The sequence below is a fragment of the Paenibacillus lycopersici genome (assembly GCF_010119935.1).
GTDB classification, from domain to species: domain Bacteria; phylum Bacillota; class Bacilli; order Paenibacillales; family Paenibacillaceae; genus Paenibacillus_Z; species Paenibacillus_Z lycopersici.
Genome location: NZ_CP048209.1, coordinates 2,125,183 through 2,151,627, shown reverse-complemented (window position 1 = coordinate 2,151,627; position 26,445 = coordinate 2,125,183). Strand labels below are relative to the sequence as shown.

The 26,445-nt window shown below is 59.0% G+C and carries 27 protein-coding genes and 1 pseudogene; 8 read left to right on the top strand and 20 right to left on the bottom strand.

The features are described from left to right. Positions 1-166: 166 nt before the first annotated feature. Complete coding sequence (locus GXP70_RS09285; protein ID WP_162356176.1) at positions 167-1,417, top strand: YheC/YheD family endospore coat-associated protein; 1,251 nt, start codon at positions 167-169, stop codon at positions 1,415-1,417. A gap of 211 nt (positions 1,418-1,628) precedes the next feature. On the opposite strand, the gene GXP70_RS09280 is transcribed toward GXP70_RS09285, so the two are convergent. From GXP70_RS09280 to moaA, 12 genes are all read right to left on the bottom strand, one after another. After that, positions 1,629-2,312 carry an HAD family hydrolase gene (locus tag GXP70_RS09280; protein ID WP_162356175.1) on the bottom strand — a complete coding sequence of 228 codons (684 nt, stop codon included), beginning with the start codon at positions 2,310-2,312 and terminating at the stop codon, positions 1,629-1,631. A 145-nt stretch (positions 2,313-2,457) separates the two neighbouring features. Continuing rightward, on the bottom strand, positions 2,458-3,639 hold the full coding sequence (locus tag GXP70_RS09275; protein WP_225442735.1) for a phosphodiester glycosidase family protein: 1,182 nt from the start codon (positions 3,637-3,639) through the stop codon (positions 2,458-2,460). A gap of 277 nt (positions 3,640-3,916) precedes the next feature. Continuing rightward, positions 3,917-4,486 (bottom strand): manganese catalase family protein, encoded by a 570-nt coding sequence (locus GXP70_RS09270; protein WP_162356173.1) that lies wholly within the window; start codon positions 4,484-4,486, stop codon positions 3,917-3,919. Positions 4,487-4,519: 33 nt separating this feature from the next. Beyond that, positions 4,520-4,819 carry a spore coat protein CotJB gene (locus GXP70_RS09265; RefSeq protein WP_162356172.1) on the bottom strand — a complete coding sequence of 100 codons (300 nt, stop codon included), beginning with the start codon at positions 4,817-4,819 and terminating at the stop codon, positions 4,520-4,522. After that, the gene (locus GXP70_RS09260; protein WP_162356171.1) at positions 4,776-5,012 is read right to left on the bottom strand and encodes a spore coat associated protein CotJA; all 237 of its coding nucleotides are present in this window, start codon (positions 5,010-5,012) and stop codon (positions 4,776-4,778) included. The genes GXP70_RS09265 and GXP70_RS09260 overlap by 44 nt, the downstream gene beginning before the upstream one ends. A 210-nt stretch (positions 5,013-5,222) precedes the next feature. Continuing rightward, positions 5,223-6,572 carry a hemolysin family protein gene (locus GXP70_RS09255; protein WP_404822325.1) on the bottom strand — a complete coding sequence of 450 codons (1,350 nt, stop codon included), beginning with the start codon at positions 6,570-6,572 and terminating at the stop codon, positions 5,223-5,225. Positions 6,573-6,635: 63 nt separating this feature from the next. Then, positions 6,636-7,751 (bottom strand): radical SAM/CxCxxxxC motif protein YfkAB, encoded by a 1,116-nt coding sequence (yfkAB, locus tag GXP70_RS09250; RefSeq protein ID WP_162356170.1) that lies wholly within the window; start codon positions 7,749-7,751, stop codon positions 6,636-6,638. A 222-nt stretch (positions 7,752-7,973) separates the two neighbouring features. Beyond that, the gene (locus GXP70_RS09245) at positions 7,974-9,092 is read right to left on the bottom strand and encodes an HD-GYP domain-containing protein (RefSeq protein ID WP_162356169.1); all 1,119 of its coding nucleotides are present in this window, start codon (positions 9,090-9,092) and stop codon (positions 7,974-7,976) included. 122 nt (positions 9,093-9,214) lie between these two features. Beyond that, positions 9,215-10,066, bottom strand: coding sequence for an undecaprenyl-diphosphate phosphatase (locus tag GXP70_RS09240; RefSeq protein ID WP_162356168.1), 852 nt, complete (start codon positions 10,064-10,066; stop codon positions 9,215-9,217). A 110-nt stretch (positions 10,067-10,176) separates the two neighbouring features. Further along, a complete protein-coding gene (locus GXP70_RS09235) occupies positions 10,177-11,619 on the bottom strand; it encodes a bifunctional metallophosphatase/5'-nucleotidase (protein WP_162356167.1) in 1,443 nt (480 codons plus the stop codon). Positions 11,620-11,645: 26 nt separating this feature from the next. Then, complete coding sequence (locus GXP70_RS09230; protein WP_225442734.1) at positions 11,646-12,116, bottom strand: hypothetical protein; 471 nt, start codon at positions 12,114-12,116, stop codon at positions 11,646-11,648. A gap of 29 nt (positions 12,117-12,145) precedes the next feature. Beyond that, positions 12,146-13,147 carry a GTP 3',8-cyclase MoaA gene (moaA, locus tag GXP70_RS09225; RefSeq protein ID WP_162356166.1) on the bottom strand — a complete coding sequence of 334 codons (1,002 nt, stop codon included), beginning with the start codon at positions 13,145-13,147 and terminating at the stop codon, positions 12,146-12,148. A gap of 110 nt (positions 13,148-13,257) precedes the next feature. On the opposite strand from moaA, the gene GXP70_RS09220 reads away from it, so the two are divergent. Both GXP70_RS09220 and GXP70_RS09215 read left to right on the top strand, forming a co-directional pair. After that, positions 13,258-13,995: a molybdenum cofactor biosynthesis protein gene (locus GXP70_RS09220; RefSeq protein ID WP_162356165.1), complete on the top strand. Its 738-nt coding sequence runs from the start codon at positions 13,258-13,260 to the stop codon at positions 13,993-13,995. 164 nt (positions 13,996-14,159) lie between these two features. Next, complete coding sequence (locus tag GXP70_RS09215) at positions 14,160-15,221, top strand: HD-GYP domain-containing protein (protein ID WP_162356164.1); 1,062 nt, start codon at positions 14,160-14,162, stop codon at positions 15,219-15,221. Between the two features lie 150 nt (positions 15,222-15,371). Here GXP70_RS09215 and sufB read toward each other — a convergent pair whose 3' ends face one another. The 6 genes from sufB to GXP70_RS09185 all read right to left on the bottom strand — a co-directional run bounded on the left by sufB (position 15,372) and on the right by GXP70_RS09185 (position 21,423). Further along, positions 15,372-16,769, bottom strand: coding sequence for a Fe-S cluster assembly protein SufB (gene sufB / locus GXP70_RS09210; RefSeq protein WP_162356163.1), 1,398 nt, complete (start codon positions 16,767-16,769; stop codon positions 15,372-15,374). A gap of 164 nt (positions 16,770-16,933) precedes the next feature. After that, entirely contained in the window at positions 16,934-17,359 is a 426-nt protein-coding gene (gene sufU / locus GXP70_RS09205) for a Fe-S cluster assembly sulfur transfer protein SufU (protein ID WP_162356162.1), read from the bottom strand. Beyond that, a complete protein-coding gene (locus GXP70_RS09200; protein ID WP_162356161.1) occupies positions 17,346-18,572 on the bottom strand; it encodes a cysteine desulfurase in 1,227 nt (408 codons plus the stop codon). Before GXP70_RS09200 ends, sufU begins: the two co-directional genes overlap by 14 nt. After that, positions 18,569-19,876, bottom strand: a complete 1,308-nt coding sequence (gene sufD, locus GXP70_RS09195) for a Fe-S cluster assembly protein SufD (RefSeq protein WP_162356160.1) — start codon at positions 19,874-19,876, stop codon at positions 18,569-18,571. Before sufD ends, GXP70_RS09200 begins: the two co-directional genes overlap by 4 nt. 20 nt (positions 19,877-19,896) lie before the next feature. Continuing rightward, positions 19,897-20,676 (bottom strand): Fe-S cluster assembly ATPase SufC, encoded by a 780-nt coding sequence (gene sufC / locus GXP70_RS09190; protein WP_162356159.1) that lies wholly within the window; start codon positions 20,674-20,676, stop codon positions 19,897-19,899. A gap of 156 nt (positions 20,677-20,832) precedes the next feature. After that, positions 20,833-21,423 carry a DUF1802 family protein gene (locus GXP70_RS09185; RefSeq protein ID WP_225442733.1) on the bottom strand — a complete coding sequence of 197 codons (591 nt, stop codon included), beginning with the start codon at positions 21,421-21,423 and terminating at the stop codon, positions 20,833-20,835. Positions 21,424-21,578: 155 nt separating this feature from the next. Between GXP70_RS09185 and mtnK the strand changes: the two genes are divergently transcribed. The 3 genes and pseudogenes from mtnK to GXP70_RS30270 form a co-directional block, all read left to right on the top strand. Then, entirely contained in the window at positions 21,579-22,799 is a 1,221-nt protein-coding gene (gene mtnK, locus GXP70_RS09180) for an S-methyl-5-thioribose kinase (protein WP_162356158.1), read from the top strand. Between the two features lie 21 nt (positions 22,800-22,820). Further along, positions 22,821-23,879: an S-methyl-5-thioribose-1-phosphate isomerase gene (mtnA, locus tag GXP70_RS09175; RefSeq protein WP_162356157.1), complete on the top strand. Its 1,059-nt coding sequence runs from the start codon at positions 22,821-22,823 to the stop codon at positions 23,877-23,879. Between the two features lie 140 nt (positions 23,880-24,019). Next, positions 24,020-24,085: pseudogene (locus GXP70_RS30270) on the top strand (hypothetical protein); the annotation flags it as partial. 39 nt (positions 24,086-24,124) lie between these two features. Here the strand turns inward: GXP70_RS30270 and GXP70_RS09165 are convergent. After that, positions 24,125-24,430 carry a YunC family protein gene (locus GXP70_RS09165; RefSeq protein WP_162356156.1) on the bottom strand — a complete coding sequence of 102 codons (306 nt, stop codon included), beginning with the start codon at positions 24,428-24,430 and terminating at the stop codon, positions 24,125-24,127. Between the two features lie 192 nt (positions 24,431-24,622). Between GXP70_RS09165 and GXP70_RS09160 the strand changes: the two genes are divergently transcribed. Then, positions 24,623-25,087: a hypothetical protein gene (locus GXP70_RS09160; protein ID WP_162356155.1), complete on the top strand. Its 465-nt coding sequence runs from the start codon at positions 24,623-24,625 to the stop codon at positions 25,085-25,087. Positions 25,088-25,211: 124 nt separating this feature from the next. Here GXP70_RS09160 and GXP70_RS09155 read toward each other — a convergent pair whose 3' ends face one another. After that, positions 25,212-25,598, bottom strand: a complete 387-nt coding sequence (locus tag GXP70_RS09155; RefSeq protein ID WP_162356154.1) for a DUF423 domain-containing protein — start codon at positions 25,596-25,598, stop codon at positions 25,212-25,214. An 80-nt stretch (positions 25,599-25,678) separates the two neighbouring features. Here GXP70_RS09155 and GXP70_RS09150 point away from each other — a divergent pair, with 80 nt between their 5' ends. Further along, positions 25,679-26,143 carry a hypothetical protein gene (locus tag GXP70_RS09150; protein WP_162356153.1) on the top strand — a complete coding sequence of 155 codons (465 nt, stop codon included), beginning with the start codon at positions 25,679-25,681 and terminating at the stop codon, positions 26,141-26,143. The last annotated feature ends 302 nt before the right edge of the window (positions 26,144-26,445 follow it).

The following is a 26,445-nucleotide window of genomic DNA, read 5'->3' as shown; positions in this document are numbered from 1 at the left end:
TCGCCAAACTTAAGCTTATGCTTCCGATGCGAGTTTTGCGTATCTTGCCGGTAACCCGGCCGCGACATGCTCGCAAAACTTAAGCGTATGCTTCCGATGCGAGTTTTGCGTATCTTGCCGGTAACCCGGCCGCTACATGCTCGCAAAACTTTTAGGAGGAGACACTATGGGTCAGCCGGTGCTCGGCATTTTAACCCTGTATCTCAATGACCGCGGTCTGATGGAAGAGAAACCGATTTACGAACGGATGACGGCCGCCGGCAAAACCCTCGGACTCGAGATTTTCGTCTTCACGCCGGCCGACGTCAATTACACGCATAACCGCATCAACGCGCATATGTTCGATCCGACTACGAAAACCTGGAGCCGCAAGTGGCGCTCCTTTCCCCATATGATTTATGACCGCTGCCGGATTCAGAAGAGCCAGCGGTTCGTACAGCTCGGGCAGTTTCGCCGGAAGTACGGCCATTTGACGTTTCTGAACCGCGTGCTGCGGAACAAATGGACGGTGTACAAGACGCTAAGCCGCGAGGAGAAGTTCAGGCCTCATCTGCCGCTTACGAAATACTACGAAGGGCAGAGCGACCTGACGGAGCTGATCCGGAAATTCCCGCTCGTCTACCTGAAACCGATTAACGGCACCGGCGGACGCGGCATTCTGCGGATCGAGAAGGAGCAGAGCGGCAGCTATCTGATTCAAGGACGCGATCAGGCCCGGCGGATCATCAGCCCGCAGCGGGTCGGCTTGACGGGCATTCACAGCCGCTTGACGAAATGGAACTTGCGCGAGAACCGTTACTTGGTGCAGCAGGGCATCCAACTGAAATTGCCGAGCGGCCGCGTGCACGATTACCGGATGCTGGTGCAGAAGAACCGCAGCGGCGAATGGGAAGTGACGGGCTGCGCGGGCCGGATCGGCGCGAGCGGCAGCATCACGTCCAATTTGCACGGCGGCGGCCAGGCGATCAAGATGAGGACGCTGCTCGCCGACTGGATCAAGAACGAGGAGACCGCGGCGGCCGTCAAACGGAAGGCCGAAGAGCTCGGCGTCGATATCGCCGCCCATCTGGAACGCTCTTACGGCCGCTTATGCGAGCTCGCACTCGACCTGGCGATCGATCGCAAAGGCCAAATCTGGCTGCTGGAGGTCAATCCCAAGCCGTCGCGCGAGGTGTTCATCCAGGCGGGCGAACGCGAGACGTACCGTCAAGCCATTATCCGCCCGCTGGAGTACGCGGTGTGGCTGTATGAGCAGAAGACGCAGCGGAAGGATAAGTCGAAAGCGGCCGCCGAGAGCGAAGCGCGTTACGATTGGCGCCACGATGCCCGGCACGATCCGTTCGGCGACGCTGCGGGCGCGGGCGATATGCGGAAGGAAGCATGGCGCGACTACATCGCCCGGTTCGAGGAACGGTGACGGCATGCCGAGCACGAACGGCGAACGTCTAGTGATCGGCATCCCTTACGCGAAGGGCTGACGGCCTATAAGAACGACACAACGGCAGCATTCCGGCCTGCGCGGTTACGCGCAAGCCGGGATGCTGCCGTTGTCTTATGAATGTATTCGCCCAGGGCCGATTGCGTATCGCATCATGCCGCTGAAAGCGCACCGGCCTTCGCGCCCTTGCTTATTGTTCCGGCAAGAGCGCCGGCAGCTCGCGGAAATCCCCGATCAGCGCATCCGCGCCGTTCAGCTCTTCCTTGCGTCCGTAGACGGCGTACGCGCAGCCGACGACCTGAAGGCCGTTCTTCCTGCCCGCTTCCACGTCGGACGAGCGGTCGCCGATCATCCAGGCCGACGAGATGCCATGATCCTTGAGCAGCTTCTCCACGAGCTGCACCTTCGAGGCCGTGCCGTATTCGCCCGCGCTGTACAAGCCGTCGAAGAACGGCGCGATCCCCTTGTATCGGGCCACCTCTTTGACATACCGTTCCAGCCCGTTGCTGGCCACGAACAGCTTGAAGCCTTGCGCCTTGAGCGCGGCGAGCGTCTCCGCGACATGCGGATACAGTTCGCCTTGGCCTTGCTCCAGCCCTTCGACCTCGTATTCCAGCATAAGCTCGTCCGCCCGGCGCTGAGCCGCTTCCGAGCCGTCCGGCATAACGCTCCGCCATATATCTTCCAGCAGCATGCCGAGGCAGCCGAGCAGTTTCTCGACCGGCGGCGTCGGCTGCATGTACAGCCCTTCCGCGCGCAGCGTCGCGAATATCCGCTCATGCACCCCGATTAGCAGAGTGTCCGTCTCGAACAAAGTACCGTCCATATCGAAAATAAGCGCCTCCGGCTTAGGAAGCCGTTCGTTGTTGTGCATGCCCATGACTCCTTTATCTTGATGTACTGCCCTTAATGATAATGGAAATGAAGTCCAGGGCGCAACTGTTAAACGGCACAAAGCCTTGGCGGCAGCGGCCGCCGCGGATATGCGGGAGTCTACGAACTTGTTCCTTCCGAACCGGTCACCACTTGCCCGGATCGATATCGCTCGGCTTCAAGCCTTCCCACACGTTGCGGATGTCGGCCTGCTCCGGATGCTCGAACACGAGGAACGCCGTCGGCAAATAACGGCCTTCGCTGCTCTTCGTGGACGGCTTATTGAGCACTTCGCCGTCCTTGACGAGCACCGTCGACGAGCCGCCGTCCAGGTTGGCGGCAATAACCGCCCCGCGCTCCAGCAATATTTGCTGGACATCGTACAAATTCGCCCCGATGCTGTGACCCGGCTGCCGGCCGTCGATGACGACGAACAGGATCGCGCCGTCTTCGCGCTGCCCCATAGCGGTTCGCGGCGCGATGCCCCAGCCGTCGGCGGCGTTCTTGATCAGCCCTTTGCCGTTCACGATGATGCGCGGCTGGAACGTGACCGCTTCCTTCACGCCCATCTGCTTCAGCTCGCCGAGCGTGTACCGCCCGGCGACCATTTTACCGCTGCCGTCAATCCCGACGACCTGCGTCGATTTCGATTTGCCCAAATCGCTGTAAAACAGCTTGCCGCCGGACATGACGATGCCGATCGGCTGGAAGCCGTTCCCTTCCCAGTTCGGATCGGCGAAGCCGCCGCCGTTCACCCCGGCAATGGCTCCGGTCCGCTTCACCATGCTGGTCACCCGCTCGCCCCTGCCGGGCTTATCGGGAACGGCAATCCGTATTTTGGTCGGATCGTTGACCGTCATCACGTAGCCGCTGTAGCCGTGCCCGGAGATGGACTCGACCTCGACCAACGGCTTATTCTGCGAGTCGGCTGCCGTCCCGCTTCCGGCGGACGGGTCGGATGATCCCGTACCGGAATGAATGACATGCGTGTCCCGCTCCTCGCCCATCGCGTCGAATTTCTTCTGATACGCTTGCACGCGCGAGTCGAGCGCTTCTTGTCCAATAATATATTTCGCCCATTTGCGATGCTGGGTCGTAATGATCGTATCCGCCATCAAATAACGGAAATTCGTGCCGGAAGGCGTCAGGAACAGCCAGATGCCCCCGCATGTCGCAAGCAGCAGCACGACGCCGAATACGGCGGCGATCGCGCGCAGCCACCTTCTCGAACGTCTGCGGGCGGGTTTACGGATCGCTTTTCTTTTTCGTTGCGCTGGACGGCCGGCAGTCGCCGCGCCGGCCGTCCCGGCGGAAATCTTCGTACGCACAATTTTGCCTCCTATCGTTTCCATCCGGATACCGGATATCTACTTAACGCTCGAATCTTATCGAAAGTTTCACCCTTTTCCCGCAATCGGCACAAATAGTCCCGATTCGGCGGCTGCGAACCGCGCAAATTCCGCGCCGAATGCCAAAAAGCCGGATCCGCGATCGGTCCGGCTTCCTTCGTGTATGAGTTCCCGCCCGGCCTAAGCGGCCGCTTCGGGCATTTCAGTCATTTTCGGTCATTTCGATAACTGTGGCCGCTTGAACGTTTGGACATGCTCAGAACACTTTCTTCGTCTCGCGGTCCGCCTTGATGATCTCGACCGCTTCCTTGAAGCGCATCGCATGGACGATTTCCCGCTCCCGCAGAAACTTGAGGCCGTCCTGCAAATCGACGTCGTCGGTCATGTCGATGATCCACTGGTATGTCGCGCGCGCCTTCTCCTCCGCGGCGATGTCCTCGTACAGGTCGGCGAGCGGATCGCCCTTCGCCGCGATGTACGCGGCCGTCCAAGGCACGCCGGAGGCGTTGTTGTAAAACAGCGCGTTGTCGTGATTCGCATAATGCGGACCGAGGCCGGCCGCTTCCAGCTGCTGCGGCGTGGCGTCCTTCGTCAGCTTGTAAATCATCGTCGCGATCATTTCCAGATGGGCGAATTCTTCCGTGCCGATGTCCGTCAGCAGCCCGACGACTTTATCCGGTATGCTGTACCGCTGGTTCAGATAACGGAGCGCAGCGGACAGCTCGCCGTCCGCGCCGCCGTACTGCTCCACCAAGTATCTGGCTACCCGCGGGTCGCATTTGCTGACGCGCACGGGATATTGGAGCTTCTTCTCATAAATCCACACGTGCAGTCCACCTCCTTCGGCTGTCCGATTACGTTACACCTGCCAAGGCCACGGCGTTTCGATCCACTGCCAGGGATACTTGGAGAAGCTGTGTCCGAACTGCATCAGCGGGCCGTACTGCATTTCGAACTGATGGGCGCATTGCTGACGCTGTTGGGCCAATTGATTAAATTGCTGCAGCGCCTGCAGATCGTTCGGATGGGTATCGAGGTACAGCGTAAGCTCGACTAGGCCAAAATCAAGCTGCTGCAGCTCGAGCAGCTGGCGATAGTACTGTTCGTCCAATTGATTATTCACCCTGCCCAGGCCCCCTCGGCGTGCATTTCGATTCATATGGCGAGTACAGGGCCGGCCATAGAGTGCCCAGCCTCAGCGCGTCCGCAAGCGGGAACTGCGGCAAGTTCATCGGTTGAAACGGGATAAACTGATTCGGCGGAACGTAATACGTCTTCACGTATTTAGGTGGACATGGGTCGAAAGGGCCCACAAAGGGATACCAGTCACGCGTCGGTTTTACAGCGTTCAACTTCGTTCCCCTCCTTAAGTAGGATTGTCGTGCCTAGACTGCCACTCCTATACCTATGCCGCCGGTCCGTTGATCTTGCTTGGCCTTTCGTTATTTCCCGATTTCTTCATTTCCCGGGGAATGAAGCTGCGCGGCACGAAACGACAAAGAACCCGCGCCATATGGCACGGGTCCGCGTAAATCAAGTATGCTTGCCGTTCGTATGCGACATTATTCGTCTGACACGGGCTGTTCGACCGGCGCTTCCTCGACATGCGGGCTGCGATAGATGAATACCCGCAGCACCCGCAGCGGCTCGCTCTCCGCCACTTCGAAGACGTAGCCGTCAAATTCGACCTGCTTGCCCTTCTCCGGATTGCCTTCCAGGCGCGAGAAGAGCCAGCCGCCGATCGTATCCACGTCTTCGTCTTCGATATCCAGACTGAACATATCGTTGATCTCTTCGATCAGCATGCGTCCTTCCACGGATGTGACGTCGCCTTTGACGATAATATCCGGCTGTTCCGTGTCGAATTCATCGCGAATGTCTCCGACGATTTCCTCGAGGATCAACTCGGTCGTCAGCATGCCGGCCGTTCCGCCGTATTCGTCGACGACGATCGCCAGCTGCGAATGCTTGCGCTGCATCAGTTTGAGCACATGGCTCACTTCCATCGATTCCGGAACGTTCAGAATCGGGCGCAGAAACTTCGTTACGCTATGTTCTTCATCCGGATCCGCCGTCAGCAGATCGGTAATATGTACGAATCCGACCAATTGGTCTTTATCCTCGACGCATACGGGATAGCGCGTATGCTTCGTCGCATAGACGATCTTCATGTTCTCCTCGAACGTCAGGTTCGCGTACAGGCAGTCCATATCCGTCCGCGGGAGCATGACTTCCCTTGCCAGCCGGTCGGAGAACTCGAAAATATTGTCGAACAGCTTCATCTCGTCTTTGTCGATGATGCCGCTTCGGGCGCTCTGATCCATCAGGATGCGGATTTCTTCCTCCGTATGGGCCGAATCATGTTCGCTCGCCGGCTGTACGCCGAACAACCGCAGCAAGCCGTTCGCCGATCCGTTCAAGAGCCAGATCGCCGGCAGGAAGATACGATAGAAATACAGGAGCGGCATGGAAGCCCATAACGACGTGCCTTCGGATTTCTGAATGGCCAGCGATTTGGGCGCGAGCTCCCCCAGCACGATATGCAGGAACGTGATGGCCAGAAACCCGATAACGACGGAAACGGTGTGCATCGCCGTCCCGTTGCCGAGACCGAGCGCGTGGAACAGCGGCTCCACGATCAAATCCGAGACGGCCGGCTCCCCCACCCAGCCGAGCCCGAGCGAGGCAAGCGTAATGCCAAGCTGGGTCGCGGACAAGTACGCGTCCAGCTTGCCGTTGACCTTGAGCGCGTACTTGGCCCGCTTATTGCCTTCGTTGGCCAGCTGGGTCAGACGCGATTGCCTGACCTTAACGAGCGAAAATTCCGCGGCGACGAAGAAACCATTGAGCAATACCAGCAAGAGAACGATACATAAATTCCAAAAGATCTTGCCGAATTCGAAGTCATGCAAGGGCAGTTCCCGCTCCTCTCAAGCGGCGTTGCGGCCGCTCTCTATCTCTCTAGTTTATGGCTCCTACACGATCGCGCTGCGCGAACCGAAATCCACGTCCCGGTAGTACATCTCTTTCACGAGCAGGTTCGGGCCGCAGCAAGCTGCGGCAGGACAATGACAATCGACGCTCTTCGCAAGCGGATGAGCCAGCCACCGTTCGAACAGTTCGTCCAAGCGGCTGCCTCGGATATTGCCGAACGCCGGCACGTCGGAGAAGTCCGTGACGAACACGTCTCCCGTGAACAAATTCACGTTCAGCCGGTTGCGGCCGTCGGGATCGTTGCGGACCGTGACATGCGGTTCGTTCGCGAGCCGCTGCAGCAGCGCCCGGTCCGCCGCGTCGTCGCTGCAGCCGTAGAACGGCAGCGTCCCGAACAGCATCCACAGGGACGGATCGCGGCGATTCAACAGATCCGTCACCGCATCGCGCATTTGCGCGGGCGTAATGACCGGCAGATCCGCCGCGAACGCGCTCGGGTACATCGGATGCACCTCGTGACGGCGGCAGCCCATCTCGGCGATGAGCCGATGGATCTCCGGCATTTTGCGATGCGTGCGGAAATTGATCATCGATTCCGCCGACACGAACAGGCCGCCTTCGCCGAGCCGTCTCGCGTTATCCATCATCCGCTCGTACATGCGCGCGGCGACCGCCTTCGGCACCGGATGGCCGCTCTTGGCGAAGCCGATCTCGTGGAAGTCGTCCGCCGACGTGTAGTTGAATGAAATATGCATGACGTCCAGGTAAGGCGCGATCGCTTCATACCGGCTGTAATCGAGCGTAATATTGGAGTTGATCTGAGAATAAATTCCCCGGCTTCGCGCATATTGAAGCAGCGGAATGATATATTCCTTGACCGTGCGCTCGGCGAAGGTCGGTTCCCCGCCGGTAATGCTGATCGTCCGCAGCTCTTCGACTTCCTCCAGCCTGCGCAGCATCATGTCAAGCGGCAGCTTCTCGGGTTCCGCGAGCACGAGCGTATCGCCGACGGCGCAATGCTCGCAGCGCATGTTGCATAGATTGGACAGCGTCATTTCGACGCTTGTCAGCCGGTGGCGGCCGTGACGGCGCAGCGAGAATATCGGATCCCAGGGATCGTCCTTGAGCGTAAATGGCAATGGTCTTGCGTTTAACATAACATTCAGCACCTGACTTTTCATAATAACGAAGCATTCTGCGTGGCTTGTATCTATTGTAATGTCCATAGTCGATGGATGCAAACGATTCGAAGGCGCCATGCCCCGCCGGCCTCTCCCGGCGCCGCAGCCGGGCGCAGTCTCGGGCGCGGCGCAACAAAACAAAAGGAGCCGGCTCGGCTCCATAAGATGACGTATTCGAATGTGGGCCGGGTTCCGCGCTTAGGACGAGCCTGCCGCCTCGGGCACCGCCGCTCGTTCGTTGACGCTTACGATCATCGTCGTGAGGTTGTTCGACAAATCCACCTCGTACGGGGCTTTCAGTTCTACGCCGTACTCGTCGCTCAGCACCCGGACGACAGGGCGATGAGGGCAGGACGAATTGATATCCACGACCACGCCGGATTCGCCGGTCGAGAGCCGCACGGTAATGCCGAGCGGATAGATAGCGACTTTGTCGCGGAATATTTGCAGCATGCGCTGCTCGTAAAGCGTCCCGGTTCCCGCGTACAGCGATTCCACGGCTTCGTGCGGCAGCATCGGGTCGCGGTACACGCGCGTCGTCGTCATCGCGTCGTACGAGTCGACGATGCCGATCCATTTCGCGTATTCGTGAATCTGATCGCCTTTGATGCCGCGCGGGTACCCGCTGCCGTCCAGCCGCTCATGATGCTGGAACGCGCAATGCGCGGCCACGAGCGGAATATTCGGCTCGTCCTTGAGCAGATAGTAGCCCCGCTCGGCATGGCGCTTCATTTCCTCGTATTCCTCGCGGGTCAAATCCGAATGCTTCTTCAGTATATTGACGCTGATCTGCGTCTTGCCGATATCGTGCAGCAGCGCGCCGAGACCGAGCGTCATCAGCTCGTCCTGGCTATATCCGTACGCGATGCCGAGCACGGTCGTGTAGACCGATACGTTCAGCGAATGCGTAAACAGATAGTTGTCGACAATGCCCATATTCATCAGCATCACCATGGCATCCTTCTGCCCGGTCAGATCGTCGATGACCATGCCCATGATTTGTCGAAACGATTTGCCGATGTAAGGATACGTGACCCCTGCCTTGCGGTTCGGCCTGTCCATCAGGTCGCGAAAGTTCGTGCGGATTTCGGACAGCGCGCGATGCCGCGTTTCTTCGCTGATGAGCTCGGGCACGACCAGATCGGCCGTTCGAGGATCCTGGATATATACATAATGAATGCCGCAATCAAACAAGCGGGAAATCAGCTTCTGATTGAGTTCAACGTCCGCGCCAAGCAGTACGAGACCATCCTCGGAATAGATCTTCTTCGCGAGCCTCATGCCTGGCTGACACATTTGAATGGGCAATAATCGCATACGGTCGACCCCTGCCTTGCTTCTAAATTCCTACTAAAGTCAGCTTTCAACCTCGTAATGTTAATGTAAGGGATTTATAGGAAAAGAGCAAGAACAGATTCGGCAAATGTCGACAAAATCTTCTATCTCATGACGAATACCCAGAACAGCGCCGCCAAAATAAACCGGTAAATCGCAAAATGCGTCAGCTTGACTTTCTGGATAAACTTCAGGAACAGCACGATGACGAGCCACGCCACGACGAACGATACGATGAAGCCGACGATGAAAAACGATAAATTGTCGCCTGTAATGTATTTGTAGCTGTCGAGCATCTCGTAGCCGGAAGCGACGACCATGATCGGGATTGCCATAAGGAACGAGAAATCGGCAGCCGCCCTGTAGCTCGTTCCTGTCAGCATGCCGCCCGCGATCGTGGAACCGGAGCGCGAGAATCCCGGCCATAGCGACAAGCATTGCAGCAAGCCGATCGAGAACGCTTGGCGGTACGAGATGTCGTCCATCGTCTCCGCCGTGACGGGGATGCGTCCCGAATTGTTCAGCCGCTCCGCCACGATCATGTAAATGCCGCCGACGACGAGCGAGAACAGCACCGGCGCCTGGTTGAAGCCTTCGCCTTTAATGACGTCCCTGAGCACATAGGCGAGGAGCATCGCCGGCACGATGCCGAGCGCGACATGGATCAGATTCAGCTTCTTCCGCGAGGAAGCCCGTCCGCCGGGCGCGATCGTTCCGAGCGATACCGGCTTGCGCGACAAGCCGAACAAATCCGCGATCCGCTGCCTGTAGACGATCGCCATGGCCAGAATCGCCGCCAGCTGGATAATGATTTCGAACGTGACGATCGCTTGATCGTCCGATGCGATTCCGAGCAGCTTATTCGTCAGAATCATATGGCCCGATGAAGATACGGGCAGAAACTCGGTCAAGCCTTCCACAATACCAATAATAACCGCATGAATAATGTCTCCCATTGGAACCTCCTGCAATAACTTGCCTTCTACGAAATGAAACATGCCTATGAATGCCGCCGTCCCTTAAGATAGACGTCTTGGAGCGGCGATTGTTATCGCGCTGCCCGCTGCTATCCGGTCGTCCAGCGCAGCCTGAAGCTGCCGGCAACCGCCTCCGGGCTGCGAAGCTCCCGCTCCAGCACGTTGCGAATGAACTCCGGCAGGAAAAAGGCGATCTCCGTGCCGTTCTTGATTCTCTCATAGCCGACGCCGAACGTAAACATGTCGATCGTCCCAACCGAATAGTGCCGTTCATCCTCCAATTCCCGCCCGTCCGCTTCCACGGAGACGATGCGGGCGTAAGGCGGCCGTTCCGGATCGTACCGGATATCGAGCCCGTCCACGGCAAGGGTTCCCAGCACGAAACCGCGGAAGCCGAAGCCGCGGATCGGCATGTCGATGAAGCCGTCCAGCAGCGCTTCTTCAAGGCTGCGGCGGATGTCCGCGCCGGAGAGCCGCATCCGGCAAGGATTGATCGGCGACGGGCATAGCGCGTGCAGATCGCCTGCCGTCACTTCGCCGGACGCAAGCCCGCCCAGCAGCTGCCCCGTGTTCACGATGCCGATGTCGGAGCCTGTCCAGCGGCGAAGGCCCGCGGCCAATAAATTGCCGAGCGGCGATTCCCGCTCGTTCAGCGCGGGCAGCGGGGCGTCCAGCACCGTAATGACGCGCCCGAGCCGCTGCCTGCTTTCCGCCAGACTGCCTTCGATGATGGCACCGGCGCGCGGCTCTTCGGCGTATGCGGCCAGCGGAACGACTTCCACGTCGAATACCGGCCGGCTCGTTCCGGCTTCCAGCCGGATATCGATCCGCCCGGCGAATTCGCCGAATTTGCCGGTCGCGCACACATGCGTCCCGCCGATAATCTCCGGCTGCTCCAAGAGATGATGGGTATGCCCGCCCAATATGAGGTCGATGCCCGGCAGCTGTTCCGCCATGTGACGATCAAGCCTCAAACCGAGATGCGACAGCACGACGACGATATCGGCTTCCGGCCGGACGCGCGCCAGCTGCGCCCGAACCGCTTCGAGCGGATCGGTCGCTTCCCAGCCCAGCAGCGCGTAGAACTCGGCGAAAGCTGCCGTGACGCCGATAATGCCGATCCGAAGGCCCGCCTTCTCGACAATGGCATACGGCTCCATCCAGGAGGGCCGCATGCCGTCCGCGGTCCTGGCGAGGTTCGCGCATACGGTTCTGAATGCCGCCCGTTCGCCGAATGCGGCATCAAGCTGCTCCGGCGTAAAGGTCAAGCCTTCGTTGTTGCCGAGCGTCACGGCGTCATAGCCGGCCGCATTGAGCAAATCGATATTGACCATGCCGTCGCTGCCTTCCGTCTCGACCCGCATGCGGTCCATATGATCGCCGATATCCAAGGTCAATACATGATCGCTGCCGTACGTACGCCGGGCTTCTTCGATATAAGCCGCCATCTTGGCCGACTGCTCCAGCCTGCTGTGCATATCGTTGCTGTGAAGCAGCACGACGCGGGGCGCTTCCATTGCCTTCTCCTTCATGCCTGCCTCCCGTTGCGCGGACCGGGTTAACGCTTGATGCGCATCTCGTCCGCTGAGAAAGTCTGTTTGAATCCGAACGCTGCTTCTCCGCGTCTCGCTTCATCATGCAAGAACCGCATCGTCACGACGCGCTTCACATTCAAGCAATCGCTCGAGCCGTTCGGCACGTAGAGCCGGATCGGCCCGTTCTTCGCCAGCGGCGCATTGCCCTGCGCGAACAAGACCGCTGCGTCCCCCAGCTGCTCCCATGGAATCAGCGCTTCGAATGAATCCGCGGCCTCGACCTTCAAATGGGTCGGCAGCGGCGCCTCGGGGCCGCTTCCCTGCCGGTTTCGCCAATTGGCGAACCATGCGCCGAAATCGAACGCCTCTCCGGTTCCGCCCGCGATGCGCTCGCCAAGCGGGAATGCGCGACCCGCCAAGCGTGCCATCTCCTCCGGCGCCGTCGTTACCGGCTCTCCGCCGAAGTCAATTATCGTAATGCGTTGCTGCGACATAGCCGTCTCCTCTCCCTGCGCTTGCTTCATCAGCCGCCGATTTGCGACATCCGGCGCGCCGTCGGCTCATGCGACAGCGTCTCGTTCGCCAGCTTCGCCGCCATCTCGTGATTGCGCGGCTTGATCTGCAGCGCGCGCATGAACAGGCTCTCGAGCGCCGCCGGATTGCCGAGCGCCGGCTTGACGTTCAGTTCATCCACCCAATACAAGCATGGCTGAAGATTGCCGTCGGCCGTCAGCCGCAGCCGGTTGCAGCGCGTGCAAAACTGATCGCTGATCGGATGGATCAACCCGAAGGTGCCGATCCCGCCCTTGATCCGGTAATCGTCGGAAGGGCCGTTGCCGGGCACGTCCCGCATCGGTTCCACTTCCAGCTTATTCTCCCGCGCGATGTCCAAGACCCGCGATAACGGCAAATAGTGGTTCCGCCAATTCTCGTCCGCGTGGCCGATCGGCATATATTCGATGAAACGAACATGCAGCGGCCGCGTGACCGCCATCTCCAGAAAGGAAGCGATTTCGTCTTCGTTGACGCCTTTCAGCAGCACGCAATTCAATTTAATCGGCGCGAAGCCCGCGGCGGCGGCGGCTTCAATGCCCTGCAGGACGCGCTGGAGATCCCCGCGCCGGGCGATGAACCGGAACCGGGCCGGGTCGAGCGTATCCAGGCTGATATTGACCCGTTTCAATCCTGCCGCGCGCAGCTCCTCCGCCTGCTCCGCGAGCAGCACGCCGTTCGTCGTCAAGGCGATATCCCGGATGCCGGGAATGCCGGCGAGTTCGCTCACCAATCCGGCCAAACCCGGCCTGACCAGCGGCTCCCCGCCGGTGATCCGCAGCTTCGTTATGCCAAGTCCCGCGGCGGTGCGCACGACCTCGGTTATGTGATCATAGCTGAGTAAATTTTCGGCTGGCTCGAATTTGACGCCTTCCTCCGGCATGCAATACAGACAACGCAGATTGCATCTGTCCGTAACGGAAATGCGCAAATAGTCGTGCTCGCGTCCGAATCGATCCGTTAATGCTGACATGGCCCGTACTCCTTTACGTCTCTTCCGTATCTGCCTCTAGCATAACATTTTTGAACCCGATATGGTATGCTATGGAGACCATTAACTATGAACACGAGAGGTAGTATGACATGACCGTGAAGTGGACCATCCAGCTGTTTGCCGGCCTATCCGAGCGCTTCGGAGCGCCCGCCGTCAGCCTTGAACTCCCGCAGGACGAACTGACCGTGCAGCGGTTGAAAGAAGCGCTTGCCGAGCGGTATCCGGCACATGCCCCGCTCATTGCGGCCTCCTTCATGGCCCGCAATCAAGCTTATGCCGCCGACGGCGAAACGCTCCGCGCCGAGGATGAGCTGGCGCTGCTGCCGCCCGTCTCCGGCGGCGAGGACGCCCGCTTGCAGGAATCGTCCGAGGCCGCGCCGACGGCACAGAAGTACCGCGTTACGGCTGAGCCGCTGTCGGTCGATGCCGTCACCGCGCTCGTCATCGTCCCGAATAACGGCGCGACGATCACATTCACGGGCACGACCCGCGAATGGACGCAGGGCCAGCGCACCGTCCGGCTGGAATATGAAGCGTACGTGCCCATGGCCGTCAAGACGCTGCAGCAGATCGGCGACGAAATCGCCGCGCAGTGGCCCGGGACGGAATGCGCCATCTGGCACCGGATCGGCGTCGTGGACGTTGCCGAGATCAGCGTTGTCATCGCCGTATCCTCGCCTCATCGCGAAGGCTGTTACGAAGCGAGCCGGTATGCCATCGAGCGGCTGAAACAAATCGCGCCGATCTGGAAGCGCGAAATATGGGAAGACGGTTCCGAATGGAAAGGACATCAGCAAGGGCCCTGGAATCCGATCGCCGGCATATAAAAGTTAATCCAAGATTCGTTAATCAATTCTTAACATATGGCAAACATTTGCCGATAAGGTAATTAGTACTACGCTTTTAGTAGGAGCATTTTGCCATATTTGAGTATTATTGCTGTGATTAGCGAACGCTTGACACTAACTTCTAGCCGCTTAAGAGGTGGATTATGCGAATTCATGTGACGGAGCTTATCGAAGGCGACAAGCTCAGCAACGATACCTTCAATACATACGGACTGCATGTCCTGTCCAAAGGCACCCAGCTGAAGGAGAAAGAAATCGCCACGCTTCTCCGGCATCAAATCGACTATGTCGATGTTGATGCCAGGCATGCGGATACGACCGAGGTCCCATTCCGCACCATTGAGTCCGGTATCAGTCCCAGATGGCTGCCGGCCGTCGAGCCTATCTATCAAGACGCCATCAACGGCTGCGAGCAGCTGTTTCTGGAAGCGTTCCAGAATGGCAAAATCGACGAAGACGACGTCGTCCAAACGTTCCAGCCGCTGGTCGACAACTTCCGCATGGAGCGCGACGTCGTATCGATGCTGCTCCTGCTGAATACCAAGGACGACTATACCTACCAACACTCCGTGCAAGTAGGCATGCTGGCGTACTTCCTGGCCTCCTGGCTGGATTACGGCGAAGAGGAAGCGGTGAAGATCGGACAGGCCGGCTTCCTCCATGACATCGGCAAGTGCCGGATCCAGGAAGGCATCCTGAACAAACCGGACAAGCTGTCCTCGGAGGAATACGAATCCATCAAGCTGCATACGATCTACGGCCATCAGATCATTACGGAATCTTTCGGCGAATCGCTGGCGTCCATCGTAGCGCTCGAGCATCACGAACGGGTCGACGGCAGCGGATACCCGAACCGATTGACGGGCGAGGACATGCATCCCGTCTCCAAAATCATTGCCGTCGCCGACGTGTACAGCGCCATGATCTCGTCCCGCGTGTACCAGAAGAAACGCGATCTGCTGTACGTCCTGAAGGAATTGCACCGGATGAGCTTCTCGGAGCTGGACGCCCATACGACCCATACGTTCATCAAGCATATGATCCCGAATTTCATCGGCAAGCAGGTAGAGCTCGAGAACGGCGAGGTCGGCACGATCATCATGACGCATGCAACGGAGTTCTTCTGTCCGCTCATTCGCATCGACGACCGATTCGTCGACCTCTCCGTCGAGCGCCAGCTGCAAATTATGCATGTATATATGTAAGTCTGACAAGCTTGAGCGAGTATCGCATGCTCCGATTGATAATCATCGGGCCACAACGAAAACTCCGGAACCCGGCTTCCATCGAAGCCCGTTCCGGAGTTTTTTTGTGCTTGCGGTTATTTGCCGCGTACAGCCTCGGCAAAACCTGTATTAGCCGATCGAGCCTTCCATCTCGAACTTGATGAGACGGTTCATCTCGACCGCGTATTCCATCGGCAGTTCTTTCGTGAACGGCTCGATGAAGCCCATGACGATCATCTGCGTCGCTTCCGCTTCCGTCAGGCCGCGGCTCATCAGGTAGAACAGTTGATCCTCGGACACTTTGGATACCGTCGCTTCATGCTCGAGCGTAATGTTGTCGTTCATGATTTCGTTGTACGGAATCGTATCCGACGTCGATTGGTTATCGAGAATGAGCGTATCGCATTTGATGTTCGCCTTCGAGCCTTCGGAATTGCGTCCGAACGATGCCAAGCCGCGGTACGTGACTTTGCCGCCGTGCTTGCTGATCGATTTGGAGACGATCGTCGACGTCGTGTCCGGCGCCAGATGCGTCATTTTCGCGCCGGCGTCCTGGTGCTGGCCTTTGCCCGCTACGGCGATGGACAGTACCATGCCTTTCGCGCCGCGGCCTTTCAGCACGACGGCCGGGTATTTCATCGTCAGCTTGGAGCCGATGTTGCCGTCGACCCACTCCATCGTCGCGTTCTCTTCCGCAACCGCGCGTTTCGTAACGAGGTTGTAGATGTTCGGCGCCCAGTTCTGGATCGTCGTGTAGCGGCAGCGCGCGTTCTTCAGCACGAGAATTTCAACGACCGCGCTGTGCAGCGAGTTCGTGCTGTAGATCGGAGCCGTACAGCCTTCGACGTAGTGCACGAAGCTGTCTTCGTCGGCCACGATGAGCGTACGCTCGAATTGACCCATGTTCTCGGAGTTGATCCGGAAGTACGCCTGCAGCGGAATTTCGCATTTGACGCCTTTCGGCACGTAGATGAAGCTGCCGCCGGACCATACCGCGCTGTTGAGCGCAGCGAATTTATTGTCGGCCGGAGGAATGATCGTGCCGAAGTATTTCTTGAAAATCTCCGGATATTCGCGAAGCGCGGTGTCGGTATCCGTGAAGATGACGCCTTGCTTCTCCAGATCTTCCTGCATGCTGTGGTAGACGACCTCGGATTCGTACTGCGCCGATACGCCGGCGAGGAACTTCTGTTCCGCTTCCGGAATGCCGAGCTTGTCGAACGTTTCCTTGATCTCCGTCGGAACCTCTTCCCACGTCTTGCCTTGCTTCTCGGACGGACGGACGTAGTACTGGATATCGTCGAAATCCAGATCGTCCATGTTGCCGCCCCATTTCGGCATCGGCATTTTGTTGAACTGCTCGAGCGCCTTGAGGCGGAACTCCAGCATCCACTCCGGCTCGCCTTTAATTTCCGAAATCGTGCGCACGACTTCCGGCGTCAATCCTTTGCCGGATTCGAAAATCGCCTTATGCTCGTCGCGAAAGCCATACTTATACTCTTCCAAATCTGGCATTTGCTTCGCCATCGTTAACAGCCTCCTTCTTTCTTGCTTCTTTCTTGTTTCTTCCTTCTTGCTTGCACCTTGCCGCCCGCGACAGCCGCGGCCGGTCATGTTATGCGATCATGCTATGCAACGCGTTCCAAGCGCCCCGCCTCGCCTTAACGCAGCGGACGCTTGTCGCGCGATCGTTATTGCTGCTGATGCTCGATGCCTTTGCGCAGCGCATTCCAGCCGAGCGTCGCGCATTTGATCCGGGCCGGGAATTTCGTGACGCCGGACAGCGCCTCGATATCCTCCAGCTCTTCGAATTCGGTAATTTCGCCTTTGATGAAGGATGAAAATTTCGATGCCAGCGCCAGCGCTTCCTCCGTCGTCTTGCCGGTGACGGCCTCCGTCATCATGGAAGCCGAGGACATGCTGATGGAGCAGCCCTCGCCGGTGAATTTCGCCTGCTTCACGATGCCGTCTTCCACCTGCAGCTGCAGCGTGATGCGGTCGCCGCAAGTCGGATTGTTCAGGTTGACCGTCAGCGAATCCTCGTCCAGCGTGCCGCGGTTGCGCGGGTTCTTGTAGTGATCCATGATCACCCTGCGGTACAGATCATCCAATTCCATAACCGAAGAACTCCTTTGTCTGCAAGAGCCCGTCAATAAGCCGATCAACGTCCTCTTCGGTATTGTATAGATAAAAGCTTGCTCTAGCCGTAGAAGAAACATTCAAGTAACGCATCAGCGGCTGGCAGCAATGATGTCCGGCGCGGACGGCAATGCCTTTCGTATCCAGCACCGTGGCCACGTCATGCGGATGCACGTCGTCCAGCGTGAACGTCACGAGTCCGACGCGGTTCCGGGCCGGGCCGAAGATCGAAATACCATCGATCGTGCTGAGCCGGTCGTAGGCGTAGGACGCGAGCTTATGTTCATGCTTCTCGATCTCGTCCAGGCCGACTTCGTTCAGGAAATCGATCGCCGCTCCGAGTCCGACGGCGCCCGCGATAATCGGCGTGCCGCCTTCGAATTTCCAAGGCAGCTCCTTCCAGGTCGACTCGTACAGATCGACGTGGTCGATCATCTCGCCGCCGAATTCGATCGGCTCCATCGCTTCGAGCAGCGCCTTCTTCCCGTACAGGGCGCCGATGCCCGTCGGCGCGCACATCTTGTGGCCGGAGAACGCGTAGAAGTCGCAGTCGAGATCGCGGACGTCGACTTTCATATGCGGCGTGCTCTGCGCCCCGTCGACAACCATCTTCGCGCCGTGCTTATGCGCGATCGCCGTAATTTCCTTGATCGGATTGACGACGCCGAGCACGTTGGAAACATACATGACCGAGACGATTTTCGTCCGGTCGGTGATCGTCGCTTCGACGTCCTCCAAGCGGATGGAGCCGTCCTTCTGAAGCGGTATGAATTTGAGCGCGGCGCCGGTCGCTTTGGCCACCTGCTGCCACGGAATGAAGTTCGAGTGATGCTCCATCTGGGTGATGACGATCTCGTCGCCTTCGCCGCAGACGGCTCTTCCGTAGCTCGACGCCACCAGATTGAGCGCCGTCGTCGTGCCGCGGGTGAAAATAATCTCCTGCGGGCTGGCCGCGTTCAGGAACTTCGCCGTCTTCTCGCGAGCTCCTTCGTAGGCGTCCGTGGCGCGCGAGCCGAGGGTATGAACCCCGCGGTGCACGTTGGCGTTGTCATGCTCGTAATAGCGGGCGACCGCATCAATGACGGAGCGCGGCTTCTGGGAAGTCGCCGCGCTGTCCAGATAAACGAGCGGATGCCCGTTTATCGTTTGATGCAGGATCGGAAATTGCTCTCTGATCGCTTGCACGTTCATCCTTCAAGCTTCCTTTCCAGCAGACGCTGGAGCTGTTCCCGTACCGGTTCGATCGGAATTTCCGACACGACAGGAGCCAGGAATCCGTAAATAATTAAGCGCTCCGCATCCTTTTTCGAAATGCCGCGGGACATCAGGTAATAGACTTGCTCGGGGTTCACTTGGCCTACGCTCGCCGCGTGGCCGGCTTTGACGTCGTCCTCGTCGATCAGCAGAATCGGGTTGGCGTCGCCGCGCGCTTTCGGGCTCAGCATGAGCACCTTCTCGGTTTGCTGGCCGTTCGACTTCGTCGCGCCCTTCTCGATCTTCGTCACGCCGTTGATGATCGCCGTCGCCTGGTCCTTCATGACCGCGCGGGTAACCATGTCGCTCTCCGTGTTGCGCCCGAAGTGGACGGCGCCCGTCGTCAAGCTCATTTGCTGCGATTTCGAACCGATGCTGATCACTTTGGCGTCCGACGTGGAGCCTTTGCCTTGCAGCAGCGATTGCGTATCGGACAGCGTGTGGCCGTCGTGCAGGTCGCCGATGATCCATTCGACGCGTCCGTCGTTCTCGACGACGGCGCGGCGGATCGTCAGGTCGATCAGGTTGGCGCCCATGTTGTGGACCGTCGCGTACCGGACATGCGCGCCCGGCTTCACGATCGCTTCGACGATCGACTGCTTCGTGATCGGCTGCGCGGACTCCCCATACGTGCTTACCACATTGTCCACGTACGTGACGCGGCTATGGTTATCGGCTACGACGAGCACGCGCGGCGCGAACGTCGCTTCCGTGTCGTCGGTGTACAGCAGCGCCTGCAGCGGCAGCTCCACTTCCACGTTCTTCGGCACGTACAGGAAGATCCCGCCGTTCCAGATCGCCGATTGCAGTGCCGTCAGCTTGTTCTCGTCCTGCGGAACGGCCTGGAACAGGTATTGCTGCACCAGGTCGCCGTGCTCGCGGCACGCCGTTTCGAGATCGGTGAAAATAACGCCCTTCGCCGCGAGTTCCGGCGAAAGCTGGCGAAGCACGTTCGCCGAGTTGCGCTGTACGACGAGGCCTGCCGGCGATTCCCCGGCCAGCTCGCGCAGCGCTTCCGGCAATTCCGCCGCCGACGCGATCGCGGCCTGCGGTTTATGGCTGCCGGTCGCCGTCAGGTTCCAGCGGGCGATGCGGACTTTCTCGGGCGTCGGCCATTCCAGCGTTTCCGCCAGCTCGGCGCCCTTCGTTCTTACTCCTTCAAGCCATGCCGGCTCGCCTTTGCTTTGGGACAAAGCGATAACGGACTGGCGGTTAACCGGAGTCGATACTTGTATGCTCATAACGATTGCTCCTCCTCCGATTAAACCTGTCCGACCGTTTCATCCACGATGCCGAGCTCTTCTTTAACCCAGTCATAGCCTTCGTTCTCAAGACGTTCCGCAAGCTCCGGTCCGCCAGATTTGACGATACGGCCCTGCATCATGACGTGTACGAAATCCGGTTTGATATAGTTCAGCAAACGCTGATAGTGCGTAATGATCAAGAAGCCGCGTTCCTCGGAACGCATGGCGTTCACGCCGTTCGCTACGATGCGCAGCGCGTCGATATCGAGGCCGGAGTCGATTTCGTCGAGAACGACGACTTTCGGCTCGAGCATCATCATTTGGAGAATTTCATTCCGCTTCTTCTCGCCGCCGGAGAACCCTTCGTTCAGGTAGCGGTGCGCGAATTCAGGGTTCATCTCGAGTTCTTTCATCTTGCCTTCCATTTGGCGGATGAATTTGATCAGCGAGATTTCCTTGCCTTCTTCGCGGCGGGCGTTGATCGCGCTGCGCAGGAAGTCGGAGTTGGTCACGCCCGGGATTTCGCTTGGATACTGCATCGCGAGGAACAAGCCTGCGCGGGCGCGCTCGTCCACGCCCATCTCGAGCAATGCCTCGCCGTCGAGCGTTACTTCGCCTTCCGTCACTTCGTATTTGGGATGCCCCATGAGCGCCGACGCCAAGGTGCTTTTACCCGTTCCGTTCGGTCCCATGATGGCATGAACTTCGCCGCCCTTGATTTCAAGGTCGATGCCTTTCAGAATCTCTTTGCCTTCGATGGCCGCTTTCAAGCCGTCGATTTTGAAATGTGTTGCCATGGTATACTGCTCCCTCCGAAAGTTCCGTTGTTTCGTATCTGAAACAATTCCTCTTTAGTAATTAGTCTAAACTGATTCTCACTGATTCTCAATTATATTTTAGTATAACTTCTGTAACAAAGCAATCAGCCCTAGTCCCAGTAAGGGATTTCGGGACTATTGCCGCGCGATTGCCCGGCGAATTTCCTCGGCCCGGCGGGCGAACGTCCCGTCGTCGAGAACGGGCTTCGCCGCCGCGGAATCCGGCAGAAGCTCCAGGTCCACCCACGACTTGCACCCCTTATACACGGCCTGCATCGGCAGCCGCACCGGATGGTCCAGCTTGTATACCCGAAGCAGGAGCAGATGAAGCGGCTGCTTTCGTTTCCATTTTAGACGTTCTTCGGTAAAAGTATCCGTCCAGATGTGATAATTCGCCAGCGCATCCACCGTTTCCTGATCGCGGATTTCGATGTCGTCCACCGCCTCGGCGTATGCGGCAATTTCCGCGTCCGGCGAGTCCGGCGTCCATCCCTCCAGCACCGCCGCAAGCTCGTCCCGGTATTCTTCCTTCAGCAGCTCCGCCCTCTGGTGTTCATATGCCGGCAGCAGGAAGAAACGCGGCGATTTCAGTCGAAAGTCCCGCGTTTCCTCCGCGATGCCGCCTTTGCGAAGGACCATGATCTGCCTGCCGTCCGTCAGCGCTTTGACCGCGACGGCCCATTCCTTCAGCGCGATTTTCCGATCCATTGCGATCTCGTCGTTCATGCTCGTATCCCCCTCGTTCACGGTATTTAGAATGATTATAACAAAGCGAGGTATTCCAACGCTAAATTTTTTTCGCTATACTATACATATTTGGGGGTCCAGGCGTACGCACGACAGGCCCTTACCCATATCAACGATTCGGAGGTGGACCCTTGATGTCTGCTTATCATCCCTTAAATGAAACGGAAGCCATCGAGATTGCCCGTAAGCTGGAAGGCGTATTCGCGCCGGATGCGCAGCTTGCCTGCCGGGAGATCGGAGACGGCAACCTGAACCTTGTGTTTCACATTACCGACTCGGCGTCCGGCCGCAGCATCATCATGAAACAGGCATTGCCGTACGCGAAGGTCGTCGGCGAATCCTGGCCGCTGACGCTCGACCGCGCGCGCATCGAGAGCGAAGCGCTCCTGCTCGAAGGCGAGCTCGCTCCGGGGCTTGTCCCCGTCGTGTATCTGTACGACCAAGAGCTCGCGCTGACGATCATGGAGGACTTGAGCGACCATGTCATCATGCGCCAAGGACTGATGAACGGAACGCGCTACCCGCTGTTCGCCGGCCATATCTCCACGTTCCTCGCCCGGACGCTGTTCTTCACGAGCGACCTCGGCCGCAACCAGCAGGAGAAGAAGCTGCTGGCGCGCAGCTTCACCAATCCGGAATTGTGCAAAATCACCGAGGATCTCATCTTCGACGACCCGTACCGCGACGCGGACACGAACAGCTTCGAAGAAACGATCCGCGACGAGGCGCAGGCGCTCTGGAACGACGGCGAGCTCCATCTGGAAGTCGCCCTGCTCCGCGAGAAGTTCCTGACGCGCGCCCAGTCGCTGCTTCACGGCGACCTGCACACGGGCAGCATCTTCATCACGCCGGAATCGACCAAGGTCATCGATCCGGAGTTCGCCTACTTCGGACCGATGGGCTTCGATATCGGCGCCGTGCTGGCCAACCTGCTGCTTAACTTCGCCGGCCGCGAAGGCTGGGACAAGACCGATGCCGGCCGCGAGAGCTACCGCGCTTACTTGCTGGATACGGTCAAGGACATCTGGTCGCAGTTCGAAGAGAAGTTCCTCGCGCTCTGGAACGAGCACGGCGTGGACCGTCTCGCCAATACGGCGCCGGGCTACCGGGAGAACTACATGGAGCGCCTGCTGCAGGATACGATCGGCTTCGCCGGCTGCAAGATGGTGCGCCGCGTCGTCGGGCTCGCGCATGTCGCGGACATCGACAAGCTGGAGGACGCGTCCGCCCGCGAGCGCGCGCAGCGGCTCGCGCTTCGCATCGGCAAATCGCTCATCAAGCTGAACCGCCGCGCCGTATCGATCGATCAGCTGATCGACGCCGTGAATTCGGCTTCGGCAGCTGCCAAGGCTTAACTCGAAAGGAAGTCAATTGTCATGGAATCCACCAACTATCAAGGCTTGCAGTCCGTCATTTGGTCCGGCACCCGGCTTGACCTGCTCGACCAGCGGCTGCTGCCCGAAGAAATCGTCTACCTGCCGCTCGTTACCGTACAGGACGTATGGGAAGCGATCCGCCATCTGAAAGTGCGCGGCGCGCCCGCCATCGGCATCGCCGCCGCCTATGGCGTCGTGCTGGGAAGCCGCGATGCCGGCGATACGGCGGCTTGGCTGGAGGCAGCGCGCGAAGCGGCCGCCCATCTCGCGACCTCGCGTCCGACGGCCGTCAATCTGTTCTGGGCGCTCGATCGCATGACCGCGCGCGCGGAAGCGCTGGCGGCGTCCGGCTCGGAGCTTGCGGCCTGCCAGGAAGCGCTGCTGCAGGAAGCGATCGCCATTCAGAGCGAAGACGAGGAGACGAACCGCCTGATCGGCGAGCACGCGCTGACGCTCTTCCAGGACGGCATGGGCGTCCTGACGCACTGCAACGCCGGCGGACTCGCGACGGCGAAGTACGGCACGGCGCTGGCGCCGTTCTATCTCGCACTGGAGCAGGGCATCAAGCTCCGCGTCTTCGCCGACGAGACGCGCCCCGTCCTGCAAGGCGCTAGGCTGACCGCGTTCGAGCTGCAGCAGGCCGGCGTCGACGTGACGCTCATCTGCGACAACATGGCCGGCATGGTCATGAGCAAAGGCTGGATCGATGCCGTCATCGTCGGCACGGACCGCGTCGCGGCCAACGGCGACGTCGCCAACAAGATCGGCACGTACAGCGTAGCCGTGCTTGCCAAGGCGCATAACATTCCGTTCTACGTCGCTTGTCCGCTGTCGACGATCGACCTGAACACGCCGTCGGGCTCCGAAATTCCGATCGAGGAGCGCCACGCGGAAGAGATCACCGAAGGCTTCGGCAAGCGCACGGCGCCGGTCGGCGTCAAGGTGTTCAACCCCGCGTTCGACGTGACGCCGAACGAATACGTCACCGCGATCATTACGGAGAAAGGCATTATCCGTCCGCCGTTCGACGTGAATTTGAAGGCTTTGTTCGCCGACTGATCCACACCCGGCGGCGCTCCGCCGTCCGATAAGCCAAAGGCAGCCCGCGCGCATGAACCACCTGCGCGGCTGCCTTTTGGCTTTATCTTGCCTTTCTTCGGCCACACTCATGTCCACTCCCACTTCATCCAGCTCCCGTTCGTCCGATCCGAAACGAGCAAAAAAAACCCCTTGCTTCCGCTGCCGCCGCGTCCACGCCTGCATGAACGCTTCGGCCGGCTCCCGCAAGAGGCCGCTGCCGCTATCTATACCATCAAGAGAAGGGCGTCCGCCCCTTTCATGCCTACCGTAATTCCCAGCGCTTCCGCCGTCCCCGTGACCGATTCTAGCGGCGCCTCCATCAATTCCTCAAGGGTTCTTACGCCGACTGCACGGCCGGCGATAATGCCCCGATCCTTCAGCCGATCGTTCAGAAGCGCAACGTCCAAGGCGCCGCACATGATATAGCCTTTATCCGTCGCCACGGCCAGCAGCGTCGTCTTCGGCAGCAGCACTTCGACGCCGAGCGCCGTACTCCCGTCCGCAAGCGAAACCGGTACCATTCGCATCATCTCGAGCCACCTCCTCCCGCGCTAGCCGCTCCTGCCTGTATCGTTTCGGCAATCGCTTCTTCACTATATGCAGCGCCGCGCTTCGGAGTGTTCCCGGTTTCGGCGGATTAACGAAACCGCAACTTAGGACTACTGCAATCAGGCCCAAGGTGGTATGATGAGAGTACCTTAAGAACTAAATGGAGTGGGACCATGACGCTTTCCAACAAGAGCACGACTTCTTCAGCCGCACATGTATTCAACGTCGATATCCTGGTCGAAGGCGAGTCTGACGCAATGGCGCTCGAACGGCTTATACACCTGCTTAACCGGGCCGGCTTCGCCGATTACCGCATCAAGTCCGGGATCCGCCTGGGACGCAGGATCGAAGCGCTCGAAGAGCAGGCCGTCCCCGAAGCCGTGCCGATCGAGCGTACGACCGCCGTCCAGCCACAGACCGCCGAACCGTCCGTCCCGGACAACATCGCCCGCATCAAGCAATGCATCGCCGACAATTCCTTGATTCGGATCTTGGTGAACAAAGGCTTCGGCGTCAGGCTCAACATTCCGTGCCGCATCATTCATTTGGACGAAGCCGCGCAGAAGCTGACCGTCTATCACGTCGACGAGAAGCAGGTGTACGCGTTTTCCTTGAACGAGATCGACGATTTCATTTAGAGCCTGTGAACAGGCACAGCGAAGAGCCCGCCGCACGGATGCATCCGTGCGGCGGGCTCTTCGCTGCCGCTATGCGGAATCGGAGCGCGCCGCAGCCGGTTCGCGCTCTCCCTCCTGCTGCCGCCTACTCGTTGCTCTTCGCTTTCCAAATGGAATACGCGGCAAGCCCCCACGCGACGATAAACGCCAGGCCGCCGAACGGCGTGATAATGCCGAATGCTTTGACGTCGGTCAAACTGAGCACATACAGGCTTCCGGAGAACAGGATGATCCCCACGTGCATCAATCGCGCCGCCCAGCGGATGGAATTGTTGCTCTTGCCGATCCGGTCCGCGGCCAAGGCGATCAGCAACAGCCCGATCGCATGAAACATATGATAGCGTACGCCCGTTTCGAAGACGTTCAGCATCTCATCCGTCAGCCTGCTCTTCAGCCCGTGCGCGCCGAATGCGCCAAGCGCGACGGCCAGCAGCGCGTGGATCGCGCCGTAAGCGCCGTATTTGTTGAACATCTGCGCTCCATCCTTTCCAATCCCTGTAAAATAAGGTAAAGTGTACGAAGACGAACGATTGCATAGAGGAGTGGATCTCCGTGAATGATCAAGAAACGCCAATGCGCGATGAGCCGCCGTCCGAACTCGGTTTCGATCCCGTGCCGGCTCCCGGTCCCGAGCCGCGCAAACGCATCTCCAGGCTGGGGATCGCTTCGTTCGTGCTCGGACTTGTCGGCCTCATTGTCTTCATCATAGCCATCATCGTGTCGACATCCTTCATTATGAACCACATTCCGCTTGACGGCAACAGCGCCGAGATTCGTGCCCGGCTCGAGGCGGAATTCAAGGACACCGGCGATTTCATGCCGCTGATCGCCGCTTTCCTCATGATGCTGGCCTCGTTCGGCTGCTGCGTCGTCGGGCTCCTTCTGGGCATTATCGGCGCCAGCTCCAAGTACACGCGCAAGGCTTTCCCGGTCATCGGCATCGTCCTGAATGCGCTGCTGCCGGTCGGCTTCGTCTGCCTGTTCCTGCTCGGCATCGCCATGGGCGGCACGCCATAGCTGCGAACGTCTTGCCAGGGCGTCTTTATAAGGGGACCGCGGACCTAAGAGGCCGCGGTCCTTTGCTTGTCGAGAACGTACATGGGAAACGGACATGAGATCTTTTATTTGCGCGTATGTATCGAGCGGTAACGTTATCAGCCGTTGGCCTCGACCCGAACGCCTTTTCAACCGCCTGGCAAGCGGATACCATATGGAATCCACGCGGACCTAAGTGGCCGCGTCCTTTGCTTTTGCGATTGCTTCACATATCGAGCGGCCTCCAGAATATAATGAATGAGAGACCCTTTTTCGAGACAATC